Genomic DNA, 16,857 nt, shown 5'->3' with positions numbered 1-16,857 from the left:
CACCGCCCCACCCCTGACAATGTCCTGGAGCTGTTGGTAGGTGTCGACCTTGGTCGACACACCCTCACCCCTTGAACCGCAACCCCACGCCCGGTTCGGTGAACAGGTAGCGCGAATCCAGCGCTGAATCGCCCAGCTTGTGCCGCAGCTTGCCGACCAGAATGCGCAGGTAGTGAGTGTCGTGCTGGTGGGTCGGGCCCCAGATTTCCTGCAGGATCTGCGGCTGGGTCACCACGCGCCCCGCGTTGCGCAGCAGCAGCGACAGCAACGCGTATTCCTTGCGGGTCAACGCCACCGGCTCGCCGTCCAGCGCCACTTCACGGCGCACCAGGTCCACATGCAGGTGGCCATCGTCGAACACCGGTGGCGTGCCATCACTGGGCACGCTGCGCGTGCGCAGCAGCGCTCGCACCCGCGCCATCAGCTCCTGCGTGCCGAACGGCTTGGTCACGTAGTCATTGGCGCCGGTATCCAGCGCGCGCACCTTTTCGGCTTCACCCGCACGCACGGTCAGCATGATCACCGGCACCTGGCTCCACTGCCGCAGCTGTTCCAGTACTTCGTGGCCTTCCATGTCCGGCAGGCCGATGTCCAGGATCACCAGGTCCATGTCTTCGCTGGCCGCCAGCTGCAGGCCTTCCTCGCCGGTGGCGGCCTGCCGAACCTGGTAGCCCTGCGCGCGCAGGCTGATGTCCAGGAACCGGCGGATCTGGGTTTCATCATCGATCACCAGCACGCGTGCGGCCGGCACGCTGGCGTCAATCGGGGTCGGGCTCATCGTGGGAGGCTGGCTTGAGCAGGGGCAGGGTGATGCGGATCAGGGTACCGCGACCGTCGCGTCCGGGCAGCGCCTGCACGCTGCCGCCATGCGCGCCGATCATGCCCTGGCAGATGGTCAGGCCCAGGCCGGTGCCGTGGCGGCCGCGGTCGCCGCGTTCAACGCTGTAGAACATGTCGAAGATGCGTGCGCGCTCGTCATCGGGAATGCCGGGGCCGGCATCGATCACGTCGATGCGCAGCTGGCCGTCCAGTTCGCGCGCCTGGACCTGCACGGCGGCGTCGGGCGGCGAGAACTTGGCCGCGTTCTCCATCACGTTGAACACCGCCTGTTCGACCAGTGCCGGATGCACCCAGATCGGCGCCAGCGTGGAAGGAATATCCAGCTCCAGCCGTACCTTGGGCTGGTAGCGCTGCAGGCGCCGCGCCGCCGAGCCGATCAGTTCGTCCACGCCGATCCAGTCGCGGTTGATCTTCAATCCTTCGTGGCCGAGGCGGGTCATGTCCAGCAGGTTCTGGATGTAGCGGTCCAGCCGTTCGCCTTCCACCAGGATGGTGTCCAGCAGGGCACGGCGATCGGCTGTATCCATCGCCGCACCGTAGCTGGCCAGGCTGTCGGCCGAACCGATCATCGCCGCCAGCGGCGAGCGCAGGTCGTGCGATACCGAAGAGAGCAGGGCCGAGCGCAATCGCTCGGTCTCGTTGCTGACGTGGGCCTGTTCCAGTTCGGCCACCAGCCGGGTGCGCAGCGCGGCCTGCGCGATGTCATCCACCATCGCCTCTGCCAGCTGTCGTTGTTCGGGCAGCAGGCGCGCCTGTGCGCCGGGCAGGTACAGGCCGGCCACGCCGATCGCACGATCCTCGCCATCCAGCAATGGCAGGAACCACCACTGCGCACCGGCCAGCGTGTCGGTGAAGCGCCCACTGGGCTGGCCGTGGCGCAGTGCCCAGTCGGCGGCGGCCAGGTCGGTATCGCCCGGTTGGCTGCGGCCACCGGTGGCGGTGTCGGCGCCGATCCGCAGCCACGCCGGCACGTCCATGGCCTGTTCCAGTGCATGCCGACCCGCCTGCGCCACCTCGCCGTTGCCGGCGGCACTGGCCAGCTGGCGGCCCAGCTGCTGGCGCGCACGCGCATGTCGATTCGCCGCACGCAGCGCGATCACCTGCATGCGCAGGCGCGAGGCCAGGCGTCCGGCCACCAGCGCGGCGGCCAGGAACAGGAACACGGTGATCACGCCCTGGCGCGCGCCGATGGCGAAGGTGAAGCGCGGCGCGATGAACAGGAAGTTGTAGGCGAGGAAGCACAGGATCGCCGCCATCACCGCCACGCTGGCGCGCGTACGTGCGGCCACCAGCACCACCGCCACGATGAACACCATCGACAGGTCGGCCATGCCCACCCAGCGTTCGGCCAGCCAGGCCACTGCACAGGCCAGTGCAGTGGCGATCAGTGCCTGTGCCGGCTCGTAGCTGATACCGCGCATCGGTGGCAGCAGACCCTCGCGGCGCGAGCGCGCTCGCGCCTGCGGGGTGCTGATGATGGTGATCTCGTAGTGCGCGCCGCGCTGGATCAGCTGCTGGGTCAGGGTCCGGTTGAACATCCGCGCCAGCGGACGCTCGCGGGTGCGGCCCAGCACCAGGGTCGATACGCCGTTGTGTGCGGCATGGTCGAGCAGGGCATCGGCGATGCTCGATCCGTGCAGCAGTTCGGCGTCGCCGCCCAGCCGCCGTGCCAGCGCGAAGGCAGCATCGATCTCGCGCCGGGTTGCCTCGTCCTGGCGACGGCCCTGCACGGTCACTACCGTCCACGGTGCGTCGCGGCGCTCGGCGATGCGCCGCGCCACGCGCACCAGGTATTCACTCTGACCGCCGCCATCAATGGCCACCAGCACGCCGCGACGCAGCGGCAGGTTGCTCTCGCCACGCGCGGCGCGTGCTTCGCGCAGGCTGCTGTCGACGCGGTCGGCCGCTTCCTGCATGGCCAGTTCGCGCAGCGCGGTCAGGTTGGCCGGCGAGAAGAACGCCTGAAGTGCCTGCGCGGCCTGCTCCGGCACATAGACCTTGCCCTGCTGCAGGCGCGCGATCAGTTCGCGCGGCGGCAGGTCGACCAGCACGATGTCGTGCAGGCGGTCGAGCACACCGTCCGGCACGGTCTCGCTGACGCGCACGCCGGTGATGCGCATCACCACATCGTTGAGGCTCTCCAGATGCTGGATGTTGACCGTGGTCCAGACATCGATGCCGGCGTCCAGCAGCTCCATCACATCCTGCCAGCGCCGCTCATGGCGGCTGCCCGGCGCGTTGCGATGGGCCAGTTCATCCACCAGCACCAGCGCCGGGTGCCGTGCCAGCACGGCATCCAGGTCCATCTCCTGCAGGGTGTGGCCGTGGTAGGGCACTGCCTTCAGCGGCAGCTGCGGCAGGCCCTCCAGCAGCGCCTGGGTATCGGCGCGGCCGTGGGTTTCCACCAGCCCCACCACCAGGTCAACGCCACGGCGCAGCTGTTCCTGCGCGCGGGTCAGCATGGTGTAGGTCTTGCCCACGCCTGGCGCCGCGCCGAGGAACACGGTCAGCTTGCCGCCGGCCTCGCGTTGCAGGCCTTCAACCAGGGCATCGGCCTGGCGGGTACGCGCATCAGTCATGGGTGCCGCTGTCATGGCCGCCATTGTGCGCGCAGCCGGTGCAGGCCGGCATCACGGCGCCTTGGCCGCGTGGTCCAGCGCGAAGTTCAGTGTCACCACGTTCACCCGCGGCTGGCCGAACAGGCCCCACTGGCGTCCTTCGGTATGCGCCTGCACCAGAGCCTGCACGCGCTCCTCCGGCAGGCCACGGGCACGCGCCACGCGAGCTACCTGCAGCTGCGCTGCAGCCGGCGACAGCTGCGGATCGAGGCCACCACCAGACTGGGTGACCAGGTCCGCCGGCACCTGCGCCGGCGCGACACCTTCGCGCGCAGCCACCGCAGCGGTACTGGCCGCAACACGCTCGGCCAGTGCCGGGTTGCTGCGCGCCAGGTTTGAACCGGCCGCGGCCATCGGGTCGTAGTTGGCGGCCGACGGGCGTGCCTGGAAGTAGCCGTCACCGGTGAACGGCTGCGACAGCCACGCCGAGCCGCGTACCTGGCCCTTGCCATCGCGCAGCAGGCTGCCCTCGGCCTGGGTCGGGTAAGCCAGGCCGGCGAAGCCGGTGGCGATGCCGGCGTAGACCGCGCCGGCCAGCAGCAGCGTGGCCAGGCCCAGGCCGATGGCCGGGCGCCAGCTTGCGCCATCCTGCAGGCTGGCCACGCGGGTCTCGGCCTTCTGTTCGCGCGGAAGGGACGACGAAGTGGAAACAGTACGGTTCATGCGCCGAATACCAGGACAAGAAGAAGGTCGATCGCCTTGATCGCCGCGAACGGCAGCAGCACGCCGCCGAGGCCGTACACCAGCATGTTCCGGCGCAGCAGCGCCGTTGCGGTGGCCGGGCGGAAGCGCACGCCACGCAGGGCGAGCGGAATCAGGGCGGGAATCACCAGGGCATTGAAGATCAGTGCCGCCAGCACCGCGTTGCGCGGGCTCGACAGCTGCATCACGTTCAATGCGGCCATGGTGGGAACGGCAGCGGCAAACAGCGCCGGCAGGATCGCGAAGTACTTGGAGACGTCGTTGGCCAGCGAGAAGGTGGTCAGCGCGCCGCGGGTGATCAGCTGCTGCTTGCCCACTTCCACCACCGCCAGCAGCTTGGCCGGGTCCGAGTCCAGGTCGACCATGTTGCCGGCCTCCTTCGCCGCCTGGGTACCGGAGTTCATCGCCAGGCCGATGTCGGCCTGGGCCAGTGCCGGGGCGTCGTTGGTACCGTCGCCGACCATCGCCACCAGACGGCCACCGGCCTGCTCCTGGCGGATGCGCGCGAGCTTGTCTTCCGGGCGGGCCTCGGCGATGTAGTCATCGACACCGGCTTCGGCAGCGATGGCGGCGGCGGTCAGCGGGTTGTCACCGGTGATCATCACCGTGCGGATGCCCATCGCCCGCAGCTGCGCGAACTTCTCGCGCATGCCGTGCTTGACCACGTCCGACAGCTCGATCACGCCCAGCACGTGGCGGCCCTCGGCCACCACCAGCGGGGTGGCACCGTTGCGTGCGACCTGCTCGACGCGACCGGCCAGTTCAGCCGGCACATTGCCGCCCAGCGACTGTACATGGGCACGGATCGCATCGGCGGCACCCTTGCGGATCTGCCGCCCATGTTCCAGATCCACGCCGGACATGCGGGTCTGTGCACTGAAGGCGAGGTATTCGGCATGGTCCGGTTCGGCGGTGGCACAACCCTGTTCGCGCGCCAGGCGCACGATCGACTTGCCTTCCGGGGTGGGGTCGGCCAGCGAAGAGAGCAGGGCTGCTTCGCGCAGCTGGCTGGCGTCGATGCCGGCCAGCGGGTGGAAGTGGCTGGCCTGGCGGTCGCCGTAGGTGATGGTGCCGGTCTTGTCCAGCAGCAGCACGTCGACGTCGCCGGCCACTTCCACCGCCTTGCCCGACTTGGCCAGCACATTGGCGGCCAGCGCACGGTTCATGCCAGCGATGCCGATGGCCGGCAGCAGCCCGCCGATGGTGGTCGGGATCAGGCACACCAGCAGCGCGATCAGCAACAGCGGGTCGACCTTGACGCCCACGGACGCGCCGATCGCTGGCAGCGTTGCCACCACCACCAGGAAGGTCAGCGTCATCGCTGCCAGCAGCAGGGTCAGCGCGATCTCGTTCGGCGTCTTCTGGCGGTTGGCACCTTCCACCAGCGCGATCATCCGGTCCAGGAAGCTGTGGCCCGGCTCGGCGGTCACCCGCACGATGATCTGGTCGGACAGCACCTTGGTGCCGCCGATCACGCCGGAACGGTCGGTACCGGCCTCGCGCAGCACCGGTGCCGATTCGCCGGTCACCGCCGCCTCGTTGATGGTGGCCAGGCCCTGCACGATCTCGCCATCGGCCGGCACCAGCTCACCGGCACTGACGATCACATGGTCGCCCGGGCGCAGTTCGGCGGCCGGCACCTGGGCTTCGGCCGCGCCAGGTTGCGGCGCAGCCAGCCGGCGTGCCACCAGATCCTGGCGGGCACGGCGCAGCGACGCGGCCTGGCCGCGGCCACGCGCCTCGGCCACCGCTTCGGCGAAGTTGCCGAACAACACGGTCACCAGCAGGATCGCGGTCACCGCCAGGCCGAAGCCCAGCGGCGCATTGCCGGTCAGGGTGACGATGGCGGCGACGATCGTGCCGGCCATCACCACCGCCATCACCGGGCTGCGCACCAGATGCATCGGGGACAGCTTCAGCACCGCCTCGACCAGCGCACGGCGCAGGCCGGCGGCATCGAGCAGGGCAGGGCGCGCTGCAGGGGAACTACGGGTTGAACTTGCGTGGGTACTCATCGGGGTGTCCTTAGTGCAGTCCCAGGCTCAGGTGGTCGGCGATCGGGCCGAGTACCAGCGCCGGCATGAACTGCAGCACGGTCAGGATGACGATCACCGAGACCAGGGTCAGGGCGAAGGTCGGGGTTTCGATCTGCAGGCTGCCGGCAGACTCCGGCGCCTGGCGCTTGGCGGCCAGCTGTGCGGCCACCACCAGCGGGATGATCAGCAGCGGGAAGCGGCCCAGCAGCAGCACCAGCGAGCAGCTCAGGTTCCACCACAGCGTGGCGTCACCCAGCCCTTCGAAGCCCGAGCCGTTGTTGGCGTAGGCCGAGACGTACTCGTAGAACACCTGGCTGATGCCATGGAAACCGGGGTTGGAGGTGCCCGCCAGGCCGGGTACGGCCAGGGTGATCGCGGTGAACACCAGCAGGGTGATCGGCTGCAGCAGCACCAGCAGGGCCAGCAGGCGCACCTGTGGCGTCTCCAGCTTGCGGCCGAACAGTTCCGGCGTACGTCCGGTCATCAACCCGGCCAGGAACACACCCAGCAGCAGGTACACGATGAACTGCTGCAGGCCACAACCGATGCCGCCCCAGATCGCGCTGACCAGCATGTTGACCATCGCGATGCCGCCACTCAGCGGTGCCAGCGAATCGTGCATGCCGTTGACCGAACCGTTGGAGACCTGGGTGGTCACCGCCGCCCACAGCGCCGTGCCGTCGGCACCGAAGCGCACTTCCTTGCCTTCCATCAGCAGCGGGGTGGCGGCGCTGGCGCTATGCCCTTCGCTCCACATCATCGCGCCGGTGGACAGCAGCGACATGCCCAGCATGCAGCTGAACACCAAGGCGCCGAAGCGACGCCGGCCAGTGAACGCACCGATCATGAAGATCACCGCCATCGGCACCAGCAGGATGCCGACCACTTCCAGCATGTTCGATACCGGGGTCGGGTTTTCCAGCGGGAAGCTGCTGTTCGGGCCGTACCAGCCGCCACCGTTGGCGCCCAGCTGCTTGGCCGCGACCATCGCCGCTACCGGGCCCAACGGCAGCTTCTGTGCGGCCATGCCGGCACTGGCATCGATCGGTGTGGCCTGTGGGCCACCGGCCATCGTCGATGGCACGCCCTGGCTGGTCAGCACCAGCGTCCACACCAGGCACAGCGGCAGCAGGAAGCGCACGCACAGGCGCACCACGTCCACGTAGTAGTTGCCTACCGCCACCTGGCGGTCATCGCCGCTGCCGGTGGCCGCCGCAGTCTGCGGCGCACGCGAGAACAACGCGCGCAGCGTGGCCACCGCCAGCGCCAGGCCCATCATCGGCGTCACCACCTGCAGGCCGGTGATGCCGGTCATCTGCGAGAGGTAGGACAGCTGCGCCTGGCCCGAATAGTGCTGCTGGTTGGTGTTGGTCAGGAACGAGATCATCGTATGCAGCGCGGTGTCCCAGCGCATGTTCGGGATCTGATCCGGATTCAGCGGCAGCCAGGCCTGGGTCATGAACACCGCCTGGGTCAGTACCGCGACCACCACGTTGCTCAGTACGAAGGCCAGCACGTAGCCGCGCCAGGACATCGAGCGCGATGGATCGACACCGAACACCCTGTACAGCGGCTTCTCGATCCAGTGGAACAGCACGTCGACCTTCATCGGCGTGCCACGCATCACGCGGGCCAGGTACAGGCCCAGCGGCCACGCCAGCAGCAGGCTGGCGGCAATAATCACAAGCATCTCAGTCATGGCCGGCTCCGCTCAGAACGACTCGGGCCGCAGCACGACATAAAGAAGATAGGCGGCGGCGACCAGCACCAGCACGCCACACAACAACGACAGCCAGGGGGACATTGCAATAGCGTCCTGGTGGAACCCCTCCACCTCAGGCCGTCATCGTCGTCCTGCCCCCCATAAACGCACTACGCGCCGGACCGGGCCGACGCGTAAAGAGTGCATAAATTCGATGGGCCAAGCCGTAACCAGGCCCCGCCTTCTGTATCCCCCGCCATGCCGGGTGATGCTTTCCGTAGAGTCGAGCCTGCTCGACTGATTCCCGGGCTGGAACAGTCGAGCAAGCTCGACTCTACCCGGGAATCACGGGGCCTGGCTCGCCGGCACCAGCCCCTTCAGCTCGCGATAGCGCTGCAGGGTGCTTTCAATTTCCGCCTTCAGCGCCTGCTGCTGCTGCAGGAACCCGGCCTGCAGGCGCTGCTGCGACTGCAGCTGCACGTGCCGCTGGCGGATCGCCTCGGCCTGCTTGTCGGCCACCTTGGCACCGGCCAGTTCGCGGTCACCGGCCGCCGACAACAGAGCCACCAGCGACTCACGCAGGCTGGTGACGTTGTACTCGGCCGTCTTCAGGTTGTTGTCCAGCACTTCCTGGCGCTCGGCGAACACCCGGCGCAGGTCGTCCTCGCTGCCATAGGTGGTCAGCATCGCCTGCTCGGTGCGCTGGCGGGTCTGCTCGGCCATCAGATCCAGCTGCTGCTGCGCGGCCACCGTGCTGGCGGCGGCGCGCTCTTCGTCGGTCAACGCGCGCTGGACCTGCGCATTGCGCAGGCCACTCTTCGCGTTGAATTCCTCGCGGGCATGGTTGACCGCATCGGCCGGCAGCGAATCACTGCAGATCCGCTCCTTGCCCTCGTTCCAGCAGTACAGCTTCTTTTCCGTCTTGTCGCCGCCCCGCGGCTGCGCCGGCACGGTGAACGGTACGGCCAGCAGCAGGCCGGCAAAGAGCACAGCAGGAACTCGGGACATGACCTTTCCCCTGGGTCGGTCAGCGGATCGAACGGACGCCGTACTGGGCCCGGTAGGCTTCCAGCGGCTGCCGGTAACCCACAAGTTCCGGATTGCCGGAGGCGAAATCAAGCAGATCGGCCAGCGATGCCACGGCGATCACCGGAATGCCGGCTTCCTCGGCCACCGACTGCGCCGCCGAACGGCGATCGGTTTCCGAAGCGATCTCCTGGCGGTCCAGCGCCACCACGATGCCGGCCGGGGTGCCACCGGCGGCGCGGATGATGCCCAGCGCTTCGCGGATCGCGGTACCGGCGGTGATCACGTCGTCGACGATCAGCACGCGCTTGCCCTGCATGTCGGCGCCGATCAGCTGGCCACCTTCGCCGTGGTCCTTGGCTTCCTTGCGGTTGAACGACAGCGGCAGGTCGCGGCCGCGCTGGGCCAGCTCGCAGGCCATCGCGGTGGCCAGCGGAATGCCCTTGTAGGCCGGGCCGAACACCACGTCGTACTTGATTCCGGTGGCATCGATGGCATCGGCGTAGCAGGCGCCGAGCTGCGACAGCAGCGAACCGGAGTCGAAACGACCGGCGTTGAAGAAATAGGGGCTCAGCCGGCCGGACTTGAGGGTGAACTGGCCGAAGCGCAGGGCGTCGGCAGTCAGGGCCAGCTGCAGGAAACGGTGGCGGTGGTCGCTCATCAAAACTCGATTCATCTTCATTTGGAGCACAAATCCTAATCCAGCTGGGCGTTTCGCGCTCGTCCGGGCCCGTGTGAAGGGTGTCGCGGCCCGGCCTGGCGGACTGCGCAGCCCCGCAGGCAACCGGTATGCTTGCCCGGTTTCCCGCCGCAGGTCCCCCGCATGCGCATCATCAGTTTCAACGCCAATGGCATCCGTTCCGCCGCGACCAAGGGCTTCCTCGACTGGTTCCGTGCCCAGGACGCCGACGTCCTGTGCATCCAGGAAACCAAGGCCCAGGAAGACCAGCTGACCGACCCGATGTTCCGCCCGGATGGCCACCACTGCTTCTACCGCGATGCCATCACCAAGAAGGGCTACAGCGGGGTGGCGATCTACAGCAAGCGCGAGCCGGACCAGGTCATCACCTCGCTGGGCTGGGCCCCGTTCGACGACGAAGGCCGCTACATCGAGGCACGCTACGGCAACCTCAGCGTGGTCTCCTTCTATATCCCGTCCGGCAGCTCGGGCGACCTGCGCCAGGGTTTCAAGTTCGAAGTGATGGAATGGCTGCGGCCGATCCTGGAGGAGTGGGCGCGCAGCGGCCGCGACTATGTGTTGTGCGGCGACTGGAACATCGTGCGTTCGGCGCTGGACATCAAGAACTGGAAGTCCAACCAGAAGAATTCGGGCTGCCTGCCGGAGGAGCGCGACTGGCTCAACGCCCTGTGCGCCGACCACGGCCAGGCCACTGATGTCGCCGCCGGCCGCGGCTGGGCCGATGCCTACCGCCTGCTCAACCCCACCGGCGAGGACTACACCTGGTGGAGCAACCGTGGCGCCGCCCGTGCCAACAACGTCGGTTGGCGCATCGACTACCAGTTCATCACCCCGGGCCTGCGTGACCGCCTGCGCAGCTGCTCGATCTACCGCGACGAGCGCTTCTCCGACCACGCGCCGTTCACCGTGGACTACGACCTGTGACCGAGGCTGCCAAGCCGCGCCGGCCGTGGCAGCAGGTGGTTTCCAACCTGAGCCAGCGCAAGGTGCTGGCGATGCTGCTGCTCGGCTTCAGTTCCGGCCTGCCGATCTATCTGGTGGGCAACACGCTCGGCTTCTGGATGCGCAAGGAAGGCATCGAGCTGAGCACGATCGGCTTCCTGTCATGGGTCGGGCTGGCCTACACCATGAAGTTCCTGTGGGCACCGATCGTCGACAAGACCGACGTGCCTCTGTTCGGCCGCTTTGGCCGCCGCCGTGGCTGGATGCTGCTGTCCCAGCTGGTTGTGGTGGTGGGCCTGGTCGGCATGGCGCTGGTCCAGCCGAAGGGGGGCCAGATCCAGTTCCTGGGCATCGCCTGGCAGCACATTGTCGTTTTCGGCGTGATGGCCGTGATCGTGGCGTTTGCTTCGGCCACCCAGGACATCGTCATCGATGCCTGGCGCATTGAAAGTGCTGACAACAGCGAGCAGCTTGGGCTGCTGACCTCATCCTCTGCACTGGGCTACCGCACTGCATTGCTGGTTACCGATGCGCTGATCCTGATCATCGCGGCCCGTGTTGGCTGGCAGGTTTCCTACGAGATCATGGCCGTGCTGATGGCGCTTGGCGTCGTGGCCGTGGTCATGGCCCGTGAACCCGCGCGGGAAGTGGCTGCCGTGCAGGCACAGGCGACTTCCCTGTGGACGCCGCGCGGATTGTTCGACGCCGTGGCGGGGCCGTTCATCGCCTTCGTCCGCGAGCATCGCAGCGGTGCGATCCTGATCCTGGTGGCCATCAGCGTGTATCGCATGGCCGACTTCGTCATGGGGCCGATGGCCAATCCGTTCTACGTCGATCTCGGCCTGGACGAGGACACCGTGGGTGCTGTGCGGGGCTCGGTGGGCCTGGTCGCGACCTTCGTCGGCATTGCCGCGGCGGGCCTGGTCTCGGTGCGCTGGGGGGTGCTGGTGGCGCTGATGGTGGGTGCCGTGCTGGGACCGGCCTCCAACCTGGCGTTTGCCTGGCTGGCCTATTCGGGCCCGGACACGACCCATTTCGCCGTGGCCATGGCAATCGACAACTTCGCCAGCGGTTTCGCCGGTACGGCGCTGATCGCCTATATGTCGAGCCTGACCAGCATCGGATACACCGCAACCCAGTACGCGCTGCTGAGTTCGTTCTACGCGATGCCCGGCAAGGCGCTCAAGGGGCTCTCGGGGTGGTCGGTACAGACGCTTGCACAGGGCCGGACGTTGTTGGAAGGCTACGCGCTGTTCTTCGTCGGTACCGCGCTGGTGGCGATCCCGGTTGTGATCCTCTGCGCCCTGCTGATCCTGCAGCAGCGCCGTCGTCAGGCCGCCAGCGCCACCTGATTGCCTGCCCGCCCGGTCTGCGGGATCATCGCCCCCGACGCGCCGAGGGGGCGGTGCCTTGCGAACGGGGAAGTGAGCATGGCCGACGTTGTGCTGCGGGACCTGGACCCGCTGCTGCTGGAACGCATCCGACGTGTCGCGGTCGCCCGCGGCTGGACCCACGAACAGACCTGCGCTGCCTTGCTGGAGCAGGGTCTGTTCAGCAGTGAACTGGAGGTTCGCTCCGGCTTCGGCGATCCCGAAGTGGACGCGCTCTCCGACGCCATCGCCGCCCTGCAGGCCTTGCCCGCAGGGCAGGGCTTCGATTAGCGCCTTTGTAGAGCCGAGCCATGCTCGGCTTTGCGCGGCCGGGCCAAGAGCAGCCGAGCATGGCTCGGCTCTACAACGGCGCCTCACCTGCGTGGATGGCGCCACTCACGCCAGGTGGATCGCTCCCAGGATCCGCGGCCCCTTCGCCCCGGTCACGCTCGGCAGATTGCCGGCCAGCCCGTCCATCGTCCGTTGCGCCAACCACGCAAAGCCCATCGCTTCCACGTACTCCGGGTCCAGCCCGTGCACCGCGCTGGACTCCACCTGCACCGCCGGCAGCCGCGCCGCCAGGCGCTTCATCAGTTGCCGGTTGCGCACCCCGCCGCCACAGACCAGCAGGCGCCGGGTCTGCGGCTGCTGCGCCAGCAGCGCATCGGCCACCGTCGCCACGGTCAGCTCCAGCAGGGTGGCCTGCACATCGGCGGCAGCGTATTGGCCTTCGCCCATGTGCGCCTCAGCCCAGGCCAGATGGAACTGCTCGCGCCCGGTGCTCTTCGGCGGTGGCAGCGCGAACCACGGGTCCGAACCCCAGCCGGCGAGCAGGCTTTCGTCCACCGCGCCGCTGGCGGCGTAGGCGCCGTCGGCATCGAAGGTGCGGCCGGTGTGGCGCTGGCACCAGGCATCCATCAACGCGTTGGCCGGGCCGGTATCGAAGCCACGCACCGCACCTTCGCGCGGGATCAGGGTCAGGTTGGCGATGCCGCCCAGGTTGAGCACCGCGCGGTCCTCATCGGCGGTGCCCAGCATGCCCAGGTGGAAGGCCGGCATCAGCGGTGCGCCATGGCCACCGGCTGCCACGTCGCGGCGGCGGAAGTCGGACACCGTGGTGATTCCGGTCAGCTCCGCGATGCGGTTGCCATCGCCCAACTGCACGGTGAAGGCGGGGTTGGCCAGCGGGCGATGGCGCACGGTCTGGCCGTGCGAGCCGATCGCGCGCACCTGGCTGCGATCCACGCCGGCCTCGGCCAGCAGCTGGTTGGCGGCTTCGGCGAAGTTGATCGCGATCCGCGCATCCAGCTCGCCCAGCTCCTCCAGCGAGTCCAGCGGGCCGCCCTCACCCAGCGCCACCAGCCGCGCACGCAGCACCGGCTCCCAGCGGGCGGTCAGCCCGTGCACGAAGCGGCAGCCGCCGCCGGCGGGGAACTGCACCAGCGCGGCATCGATGCCATCGGCGCTGGTGCCCGACATCAGGCCAAGGTACAGGGGGGCGTCAGCGTCGGCAGTCGTGTTCATGGCAGGCATAAAAAAAGGACGCGGCAAGCTTGGGCTGCCGCGTCCTTCTTCGTCAACGCAGGGTGCTCAGCCGCGCTTGCGGCCGGTCGCCTGCTTGTCCTTGGCGCTGGCAACCTCGGGGGCGGCCTCGTCGCGGCTGGTCGGTGCCGGGCTGGCGTCGGCGTAGATCAGCTTCTCCATGCCCTGGATGCGGGCCATCGCCGGTGCGGTCTGCGAGCGGAAGGCGACCAGCTCGGCGCCCTTCAGCGGCTCCGGCGGCGGCATGGTCACGGTCAGCGGATTGCGGTGCTCGCCGTTGACGCGGAATTCGTAGTGCAGGTGCGGCCCGGTCGCCAGGCCGGTCGAGCCGACATAGCCGATCACCGTGCCCTGGGCCACGCGCTGGCCGGTCTTGATGTTCGCAAAGCGCGACATGTGGCCGTAGAGGGTGGTATGGCCGCGGCCGTGGTCGAGGATCACCACATTGCCGTAGCCGCGCTGCACGCCGGCGAACTGTACGCGGGCATCGCCGGCGGCCATGATCGGGGTGCCGGTGCGCGCGGCGTAGTCCACGCCCTTGTGCATGCGCATCTTGCCCAGCACCGGGTGCTTGCGCGCGCCGAAGGTCGAGCTCAAGCGTGCGAAGGGGATCGGCATGCGGATGAAGCTCTTCTTCAGCGAGCGGCCGTTGATGTCGTAGTACTCGGACTTGCCGTTGCGGTCGAAGCGGAAGCCGGAATAGGTCTTGCCACCGGTGGTGAAGGTCGCCGCCAGGATCTTGCTGGTGTCCACCTTCTCGCCTTCGCGCCAGGTTTCATCCATCACCACGCTGAAGCGGTCACCCGGCTGCAGGTCCTTCGAGAAGTCGATGTCGTACTTGAAGATGTCGTCGGTCATCGTCGCGATCGCCGACGGCGACAGGCCGGCCCGTCGGGCCGCGGCATACAGCGAACTGGTGATCTCGCCGCTGGTGACCACGGTGCGCGTAGAGGTCTCGCGCTGGGTCACCTTCTCCTTGATGTCGTCGCCGGCCAGGCTCAGTTCCACCCGGTTGTCGGCATCGCGGTCGAAGCGGATGCTGCGCAGGTCACCCGACAGCGGCATGTCGAAGGCAATCTCGGCACCCGGGCGCAGCTTGGTCAGTGCCTCACGCGCGCCCGGATGGTCCAGTACCCGGTGCAGGGTGGTGGCCGGGATGCCAGCCTTGTCGAACAGATCGCTCAGGGTCTGGCCGCGCTGCACCCGCAGCACCTGCCAGCTGTCGCCGGGCACCTGCTGCTGGCGGGCCATGGTCAGCGGCGGCAACGGCAGCGCCAGGCTGGTATGGCTGTCGGCGAAGGGCGCGTCGATGGTGTGCGAGAAGCCGGGCACGATGGTCGCCACCAGGGCGCCGATGGTCGCGAACAGGCTGGCGTGCATCCAATGGCGCCGGGTCCAGCGTTCATTGAAGGCGGCGGGAAGATGTTGCCTGAGCTTCCGATGCAGGGCGTTGTCGTGCAGGACGTGGAGGCGTTCCTGGAAGCGCTGCTTGCGTGCGCGCCCTTGTTCGGAATTGTGCATCGGCGGTTTTTTCCTGGCAGCCCGGGAGCGAGGGCCTGATCGCCGGTTACCATAGACACCTGAGAAAACCGCGTCAAACCCTTGTGCCCATTGGCTTTTGTGAAGCCAATCGGGTTAACTTTGCTTTAACACCCCACACAAGAATCGGCGTTGCCGGGAGTAGTCACGTGTCCTCGATTGAAGAAGCCCTTGCCCTGATCGGCCGCGGTGCCGACGAGATCCTCAAGCTTGAGGATCTGCGTGCGCGCCTGCAGGAAGGCCGTCCGCTGCGGATCAAGGCCGGCTTCGACCCCACCGCGCCCGACCTGCACCTGGGCCATACGGTGCTGCTGAACAAGATGCGCCAGTTCCAGGACCTCGGCCACCAGGTCATTTTCCTGATCGGCGACTTCACCGGCATGATCGGCGACCCGTCCGGCAAGAGCCTGACCCGCAAGCCGCTCAGCCGCGAGGACGTGCTGGCCAACGCGCGTACCTATGAAGAGCAGGTGTTCAAGGTGCTGGACCGCAGCCGTACCGAAGTCCGCTTCAACTCGGAGTGGTTCGGCAAGATGGGCGCGGCCGACATGATCCGCCTGGCCGGCCAGCACACCGTGGCGCGCATGCTCGAGCGCGACGACTTCGCCAAGCGCTACGCCGCCCAGCAGTCCATCGCCATCCACGAGTTCCTGTACCCGCTGGTGCAGGGCTACGACTCGGTGGCCCTGGAGGCCGACGTCGAGCTGGGCGGTACCGACCAGAAGTTCAATCTGCTGATGGGCCGTGGCCTGCAGGAACACCACGGCCAGAAGCCGCAGGTGGTGCTGACCATGCCGCTGCTGGAAGGCCTGGACGGCGTCAACAAGATGTCCAAGTCGCTGGGCAACTACATTGGTATCAGCGAGCCGGCCATCGACATCGTCACCAAGACCATGAAGGTGGACGACACCCTGATGTGGCGCTGGATCGAGCTGCTGTCCTTCGACATCAGCCAGGCTGAAGCCGTGCAGCTGCGCGAGCAGGTGGCCAATGGCGGCCTGAACCCGCGCGTGGTGAAGCTGCGCCTGGCGCGTGAACTGGCGACCCGCTTCCACGACGCTGCGGCGGCCGAGCAGGCCATTGCCGGCTGGGAAACGGCGGTGACCGGGCAGGGCGACATCACCCAGCTGCCGCTGCAGGACGTGGCGATCCCGGCCGAAGGCCTGCGTATCGCCGCACTGCTGACCGCGGCCGGACTGACCCCGAGCAACTCCGAAGCCAACCGCAAGCTCAAGGAACGCGCGGTCAAGGTGGACGGTGAAGTGGTCGAGGATGGCCAGCAGGTGCTGCAGCCGGGCTTCGAAGGCCTGCTGCAGGTCGGCAAGCGCACCTTCGCCCGCGTGCGCCTGGTCGCTGCCTGAGACAGAGGAAGGGCCGGCGCAGCCGGCCCTTCCTTGATGCTCTTGTAGAGCCAAGCCCACGCTTGGCTGCTCTTGGCGGGGGCCTCCCGCAGCGCGACGGATGAACGGATGCAACATCCGGTGAAAAAAATCGCCACACCCCCTTCACAAACGGTGGGAATGGGGACATACTTCTCTTCCCCCGTCGCAGGGGTCGCCACCAAGGGGCTTCAGCGACAACAGGGCGCCCACCACCGCCGAACGAGATGATCGAACGAAGGTGTTGACGGACTGAAAAAGTCTGGCATAATGGGCGGCTCGCTACGAAGGAAACTTCGCAGCACACGGGAACGGCGCTGAGGCCACTTCCCAAGATCTTTGAAAGTATGCGCAGGTATCTTGTGAAGGCGCCTGCAGGAAGGATGATTGTCCATCTTGCAGACGTTTGATCAAGCAACTATTAATTGTTTTAAAGCAAGCGATACGTTGCCAGAATCAAT

Annotated in this window: 14 protein-coding genes; 4 read left to right on the top strand and 10 right to left on the bottom strand. The window is 67.6% G+C overall.

Annotated elements, in window-relative coordinates:
• Positions 1-64: 64 nt before the first annotated feature.
• From HLA98_RS14370 to pyrE, 8 genes are all read right to left on the bottom strand, one after another.
• Positions 65-778, bottom strand: coding sequence for a response regulator transcription factor (locus tag HLA98_RS14370; protein WP_057499904.1), 714 nt, complete (start codon positions 776-778; stop codon positions 65-67).
• On the bottom strand, positions 759-3,419 hold the full coding sequence (locus HLA98_RS14365) for an ATP-binding protein (RefSeq protein ID WP_057499905.1): 2,661 nt from the start codon (positions 3,417-3,419) through the stop codon (positions 759-761). The genes HLA98_RS14370 and HLA98_RS14365 overlap by 20 nt, the downstream gene beginning before the upstream one ends.
• A 51-nt stretch (positions 3,420-3,470) precedes the next feature.
• Positions 3,471-4,121 carry a potassium-transporting ATPase subunit KdpC gene (gene kdpC / locus HLA98_RS14360; RefSeq protein ID WP_057499906.1) on the bottom strand — a complete coding sequence of 217 codons (651 nt, stop codon included), beginning with the start codon at positions 4,119-4,121 and terminating at the stop codon, positions 3,471-3,473.
• Complete coding sequence (gene kdpB, locus HLA98_RS14355; RefSeq protein WP_057499907.1) at positions 4,118-6,175, bottom strand: potassium-transporting ATPase subunit KdpB; 2,058 nt, start codon at positions 6,173-6,175, stop codon at positions 4,118-4,120. Before kdpB ends, kdpC begins: the two co-directional genes overlap by 4 nt.
• 10 nt (positions 6,176-6,185) lie before the next feature.
• The gene (kdpA, locus tag HLA98_RS14350; RefSeq protein ID WP_049448680.1) at positions 6,186-7,895 is read right to left on the bottom strand and encodes a potassium-transporting ATPase subunit KdpA; all 1,710 of its coding nucleotides are present in this window, start codon (positions 7,893-7,895) and stop codon (positions 6,186-6,188) included.
• Positions 7,896-7,907: 12 nt separating this feature from the next.
• Positions 7,908-8,000, bottom strand: a complete 93-nt coding sequence (locus HLA98_RS14345; RefSeq protein WP_005407770.1) for a potassium-transporting ATPase subunit F — start codon at positions 7,998-8,000, stop codon at positions 7,908-7,910.
• 243 nt (positions 8,001-8,243) lie between these two features.
• Positions 8,244-8,906, bottom strand: coding sequence for a hypothetical protein (locus tag HLA98_RS14340; RefSeq protein ID WP_057499908.1), 663 nt, complete (start codon positions 8,904-8,906; stop codon positions 8,244-8,246).
• A 19-nt stretch (positions 8,907-8,925) separates the two neighbouring features.
• Positions 8,926-9,585 carry an orotate phosphoribosyltransferase gene (gene pyrE / locus HLA98_RS14335; RefSeq protein WP_049448676.1) on the bottom strand — a complete coding sequence of 220 codons (660 nt, stop codon included), beginning with the start codon at positions 9,583-9,585 and terminating at the stop codon, positions 8,926-8,928.
• Positions 9,586-9,747: 162 nt separating this feature from the next.
• Between pyrE and HLA98_RS14330 the strand changes: the two genes are divergently transcribed.
• From HLA98_RS14330 to HLA98_RS14320, 3 genes are all read left to right on the top strand, one after another.
• A complete protein-coding gene (locus tag HLA98_RS14330) occupies positions 9,748-10,548 on the top strand; it encodes an exodeoxyribonuclease III (protein WP_005412008.1) in 801 nt (266 codons plus the stop codon).
• Positions 10,545-11,918: an AmpG family muropeptide MFS transporter gene (locus HLA98_RS14325; protein WP_054170778.1), complete on the top strand. Its 1,374-nt coding sequence runs from the start codon at positions 10,545-10,547 to the stop codon at positions 11,916-11,918. Before HLA98_RS14330 ends, HLA98_RS14325 begins: the two co-directional genes overlap by 4 nt.
• A gap of 78 nt (positions 11,919-11,996) precedes the next feature.
• Positions 11,997-12,227, top strand: coding sequence for a hypothetical protein (locus tag HLA98_RS14320; RefSeq protein ID WP_005420465.1), 231 nt, complete (start codon positions 11,997-11,999; stop codon positions 12,225-12,227).
• 105 nt (positions 12,228-12,332) lie between these two features.
• On the opposite strand, the gene HLA98_RS14315 is transcribed toward HLA98_RS14320, so the two are convergent.
• Together HLA98_RS14315 and HLA98_RS14310 are read right to left on the bottom strand one after the other, a co-directional pair.
• Positions 12,333-13,460, bottom strand: a complete 1,128-nt coding sequence (locus tag HLA98_RS14315; protein ID WP_080392845.1) for an anhydro-N-acetylmuramic acid kinase — start codon at positions 13,458-13,460, stop codon at positions 12,333-12,335.
• Positions 13,461-13,526: 66 nt separating this feature from the next.
• Complete coding sequence (locus HLA98_RS14310; RefSeq protein WP_057499910.1) at positions 13,527-14,999, bottom strand: M23 family metallopeptidase; 1,473 nt, start codon at positions 14,997-14,999, stop codon at positions 13,527-13,529.
• A 167-nt stretch (positions 15,000-15,166) separates the two neighbouring features.
• Between HLA98_RS14310 and tyrS the strand changes: the two genes are divergently transcribed.
• Positions 15,167-16,378: a tyrosine--tRNA ligase gene (tyrS, locus tag HLA98_RS14305; RefSeq protein ID WP_057499911.1), complete on the top strand. Its 1,212-nt coding sequence runs from the start codon at positions 15,167-15,169 to the stop codon at positions 16,376-16,378.
• The last annotated feature ends 479 nt before the right edge of the window (positions 16,379-16,857 follow it).

Source organism: Stenotrophomonas africana, from assembly GCF_013004645.1.
GTDB classification, from domain to species: domain Bacteria; phylum Pseudomonadota; class Gammaproteobacteria; order Xanthomonadales; family Xanthomonadaceae; genus Stenotrophomonas; species Stenotrophomonas africana.
The sequence above is the reverse complement of the archived record's forward strand: the minus strand, read 5'-3'. Positions and strand labels throughout refer to the sequence as shown.

Excerpts from the sequence above, each read along its gene's own strand:
- HLA98_RS14370 (WP_057499904.1), bottom strand. The coding sequence starts at position 778 with ATGAGCCCGACCCCGATTGACGCCAGCGTGCCGGCCGCACGCGTGCTG.
- HLA98_RS14365 (WP_057499905.1), bottom strand. The coding sequence starts at position 3,419 with ATGACTGATGCGCGTACCCGCCAGGCCGATGCCCTGGTTGAAGGCCTG.
- kdpC (WP_057499906.1), bottom strand. The coding sequence starts at position 4,121 with ATGAACCGTACTGTTTCCACTTCGTCGTCCCTTCCGCGCGAACAGAAG.
- kdpB (WP_057499907.1), bottom strand. The coding sequence starts at position 6,175 with ATGAGTACCCACGCAAGTTCAACCCGTAGTTCCCCTGCAGCGCGCCCT.
- kdpA (WP_049448680.1), bottom strand. The coding sequence starts at position 7,895 with ATGACTGAGATGCTTGTGATTATTGCCGCCAGCCTGCTGCTGGCGTGG.
- HLA98_RS14345 (WP_005407770.1), bottom strand. The coding sequence starts at position 8,000 with ATGTCCCCCTGGCTGTCGTTGTTGTGTGGCGTGCTGGTGCTGGTCGCC.
- HLA98_RS14340 (WP_057499908.1), bottom strand. The coding sequence starts at position 8,906 with ATGTCCCGAGTTCCTGCTGTGCTCTTTGCCGGCCTGCTGCTGGCCGTA.
- pyrE (WP_049448676.1), bottom strand. The coding sequence starts at position 9,585 with ATGAGCGACCACCGCCACCGTTTCCTGCAGCTGGCCCTGACTGCCGAC.
- HLA98_RS14330 (WP_005412008.1), top strand. The coding sequence starts at position 9,748 with ATGCGCATCATCAGTTTCAACGCCAATGGCATCCGTTCCGCCGCGACC.
- HLA98_RS14320 (WP_005420465.1), top strand. The coding sequence starts at position 11,997 with ATGGCCGACGTTGTGCTGCGGGACCTGGACCCGCTGCTGCTGGAACGC.
- HLA98_RS14315 (WP_080392845.1), bottom strand. The coding sequence starts at position 13,460 with ATGAACACGACTGCCGACGCTGACGCCCCCCTGTACCTTGGCCTGATG.
- HLA98_RS14310 (WP_057499910.1), bottom strand. The coding sequence starts at position 14,999 with ATGCACAATTCCGAACAAGGGCGCGCACGCAAGCAGCGCTTCCAGGAA.